This is a genomic window from Gemella sp., from assembly GCF_057272915.1.
This window is the reverse complement of record NZ_DBHIUF010000038.1, coordinates 1-4,229: the sequence shown is the minus strand read 5'-3', so window position 1 is coordinate 4,229 and position 4,229 is coordinate 1. Positions and strand designations below refer to the sequence as shown.

Below are 4,229 nucleotides of genomic sequence, written 5' to 3'. Positions count from 1 at the left end.
GTTAACTTTATTTAAAACATCAGATTGTGTTTACACAAAAATCTTGACACTGCCTCAAAACAAAATCATGGATATAGATATGCACAATATAGAGGGAAAACCAAAGTACAGTCGTACGCTTGGTTGTCTTGTTGCGTTCAAAATATGAAAACAATAGCACTAAGAGAGGTATAATCCTCCCTTAATACTACTGATACTCGGCCATATGGCTTATTTTTTTTGAAAAACGACCAAAACATCAATATGTCGATTGATATTTTGGTCATTTTGTCAACAATCTGTTAAATTTAATATATATATTAAATTTTTATTCCATACTCTAATTTCACAACAATACTTGCCTAAAAAAACTTTTTCATAATCTCTATAGTACGTGTTTTTAAAAATTATCATATCTCATTATACAATATTACATCCTATTCTACAAAATACTAAAATTTCCAATTAAACGCACTCTAGTTTAAACATATTTATAATTATTTAAAAAATGTCACACATTCAGCGGTTCACTGTTACTGTATCACTACTCCTCTACGACAGCTATCGCATAAAGCATTCATAATTAATGGCTTCGGTCTGTGCCCTTGTCATTAAAACGACTGCTTCAACATGTTCTGTTAGTTTCCTTATATACTATAGGACGAAATGCTTGCCTAAAATAATTAGAATAATACTATAGAACTAAACTGATGCTTAAACATCATCATGTTATTGTAAATTAGAAGGATAATTTTAGGAAAAACTATCCTTCTAATTTATCCTTGCACTGATATGGTACATATCCAACTCTTCCTCACCAATAATTAATTTCATGTTAAGTCTAGTAGGATTTTCATCATGATCCAAAGTTCCTACAAACTTGACTTCAATAGTGGGTTTAAATTGTCCCTTATCAATTGAACCTTCAATAGTTTGAGTACGCTGTATACAATCCTTAGTTCTGCCTATAGGAATTGCTCCCCAACATTGTACTGGTGCTGCTCGTTCTATAATCATTCTAGGTATATATTCTGGAGCAAATTGATCCTTAGCTATACATAAGCCACCATTGACTTTAAAAGACCGATACAAATTTTCAAATACTTTACTTCTACTATCTTTCAACTTACATCTAAAACCAATTAATTTCTCCACAGCACTAGCAATTTCATCAATATTCTCATTTATATACTCCAGTACCTCTTGATTTTCGGGTATATTTTGTCTAGTCTCATAAATTCTTTGCCAATTATTATTATTTCCTTTATAATTTATGCAATTGAGTTTTGCCACCTCATTAAAATTCAAATCCCTGACTTTATTTTTTGTATGTGCTGCATATAATCTTACTCCTTTATTCTGTGTCAAGTTATTAATTCCTCCAATAATTTGAACAGATGAACCACAACTTGGGCATAATGCATATTTTTTTCCAGCTTGAAAATAAGGAAAGCTTTTGTTTGTTTTATCTTCAAATTTTTCAATATCAAATGGAATACCTGTATTTAACTTTACATGTTTCATAATTTCTCCTCAATTATTATATTCTTACTGGTGAAATTGTTTTAGTCTATGACTATAAAAAGAAATAATACTCTAAATTATACTATTGGACTTAACTAACTTAGATTGAAATACAATGTTTCTAGCTTTTGTCTGTACAACTCTCCCAAGTGGTTTAAATCTTTTTCACGGTTTTCTACTTCAAATACCTTATATTGCATTTTCTCCTCAGGTATTAACTCAGTTAAGATAGAATTATAAATAGAATATTTATCATCAATATCAATGCTTACAGTATTAACTAATGAGAACTCAACACTATTATTTATCACATTTTCTAACACTACAATAATTGATTTCAATAGTAAACAACTACAAACGCCCTTTCCTCTATACTCAGATATAACACCGATACTTTTATATCTAAAATTATAATCCGCAGTTTTATTGACGCTATCTCCAACTCCTATATTACGAAAATAAAAACTTTCCGATAGAAGCTCACCTTTAAATATCAACTCCAGCTCTAGAGTACCCTGTACTTCTAGAAGTGATTCAAATATCTGATTCTCCCAATTTCCATAGTATGTTTTAAAACATAATCCCATTTCTTGTGCTAAAATATCATTAAACTTTGGATCGTAGTTCATAGGATTAGAATCATTTCCATTTTGATACACTGAAAAATTAAAAATAGTATCATCACCTATATCTAATGGTTTCATATTTGAAGAATTTCCATTTAAAAATCTCTTTATTCTATCTAACAAGTTACTAATCCATGACATGTTGCTAACCTCCTAACAAAACAGCAATCCTTTTTCCTATTATACCACTTTCAAGACTATTAAACACTATTAAACACTAAAGAGGAGCAACCCTCATCAGGTTGCTGCTCCTACAATGTTACTTCGGTCTCTTCAAGGAATACAATTGTAATTGAACTATCAATAGTTAATTTGATGTGATCGAGTACTTGACACATCACCTCACCATTAAATTCTAAATTTTCTTGGGACATCAAATGTTTAAGTCTATCACCGTACATCTGTTCAAGAAGATTTCCTTCTTTTTGGAGTCTTTTCCATCTCTCAAACAAAAGATTCTTGTTATCCTTTAATTCTTCAATCGCTCTAAGGAATATAGTTTCAAGCATTTCTTCATCGATATGGTTGTTCTGACAACCAATCTGGCCTTTAATCCTATATCGATTATTACACTCCCAAACCTTGCGTTTGCCTCAACTTTTCGTCCAGTTTTTTCGACCAAAGGCTGAACCATATTCGGCGCAAAATACTTTTGTTGTAAAGGGATTGTTTTCTTTCTGCATGATATAAAATTGGAGCTTATGTTGATCTCTAAGTTTCTTTCTTTTTGCTATTTCTAACTGAACAATCTCCCACTTCTCTCTATCTAAGATTGATTCATGATTTTGCTCGATATAGTATTGATTAACTTGTCTATCATTATCAATTCGTTTCTTCTTCAGGAAATCAACGGTATAGGTTTTCTGAAGAAAAGTATCACCCTTGTATTTTCATTTTAAAGCATTTCCCATATAGCACTTGGGCACCACCTTGCTTTACCTGTGCAACCTAGTATTTCCTGTTCTCTTAGCTCTTTTGAAATTAATTACGGGCTGTAACCTTCTAGTAATCTATCAGACATATGCGTTAAGTCCTTAGCTTGTACATGTTTTATAATGCGATTTGCTTTTTTATATTTGTCCTAAAACATAAACTTCATAATATTTACTCCTTGCTTAAAATTTACAATACCAGTATATAAACTAATAAAAGGATGACTATATAGTCAACCTAAAAATTTTTATAATTGTATCAAGTTTCACCCAAAAATACTGTATTAATCTAACCTTCTCACATTAAAAACATCAAAAGTTCAGTCTGCGAAAGCATTACATCCTTTATATCAGGACTAATACTCTCACTTATTAACACATTTAAAAAAGCATCAGTCAAAATATAATCACAATCTATATAACACTACAAAAGAGTATTCCACTATTTGCAATACTCTTTTGTAGTGTCTCGCTAGCTTTGCATAAATGCTACCGAAGCTCCTCACCGCTGCGACGAGACACATTAGAAATTTTGAACCCTGCGAAATTATTGTTATCATAATCTTGCCCTCCATTACATTCAATACATTGAATAAGCAATCACTTACTAAGTCTATAAGTATTTCTACAGTCACTTGTGTGACCAATAAAAATAAGGTTGAGGAGTCTGATACATCGGTTAGCAGCAAATGATGAGGAGGGGAGTCGAACCCCTATTCCCGATAACAGAAGTTTCAATATTTCAATTTCATTCTATCATAAAATTTTCAAATAAACAATCATAATTTTACTCTTAATGTTCTAAAAATTAAAACTCAAGCTTTGTTAAGAAATTCATCACAACAATTACAAATTTCCCCAAGACCAAATCTTGCCTAAGTTTCATATATAAGAGGTGATGCATTAATTCCCATAAAGCCATGCTCATAGGTAATAAATGTACCCCCTACGTGTAACTGGAAATATAAACACCTATCGGACCAAAACACTCAACTTCTGCTATCAGTCTTATACTTCCTTATATATCAAAAAAAGCCTTACAATCAAGGCTTTTCATTATCCCTTTCGTTCCGAGGTTTTTACGCTTTGACCAGCAAAGCTACACACTCAACATGTGCTGAGAGCTTTCTTCTATACTAATAGACGAAAGGGTGTGAAAATGATTTTT

3 protein-coding genes and 1 pseudogene are annotated in these 4,229 nt (G+C 31.4%); all 4 read right to left on the bottom strand.

The annotated features are described in order from the left end of the window. Positions 1-750: 750 nt before the first annotated feature. Complete coding sequence (locus ACO6OL_RS08595) at positions 751-1,503, bottom strand: hypothetical protein (protein ID WP_485502831.1); 753 nt, start codon at positions 1,501-1,503, stop codon at positions 751-753. A gap of 95 nt (positions 1,504-1,598) precedes the next feature. After that, positions 1,599-2,270, bottom strand: a complete 672-nt coding sequence (locus ACO6OL_RS08590) for a hypothetical protein (protein WP_485502830.1) — start codon at positions 2,268-2,270, stop codon at positions 1,599-1,601. Positions 2,271-2,380: 110 nt separating this feature from the next. Further along, positions 2,381-2,581 carry a hypothetical protein gene (locus ACO6OL_RS08585; RefSeq protein ID WP_485502829.1) on the bottom strand — a complete coding sequence of 67 codons (201 nt, stop codon included), beginning with the start codon at positions 2,579-2,581 and terminating at the stop codon, positions 2,381-2,383. 141 nt (positions 2,582-2,722) lie between these two features. Continuing rightward, a pseudogene (locus ACO6OL_RS08580) lies at positions 2,723-3,004 on the bottom strand (recombinase family protein); the annotation flags it as partial. Positions 3,005-4,229: the final 1,225 nt, after the last annotated feature.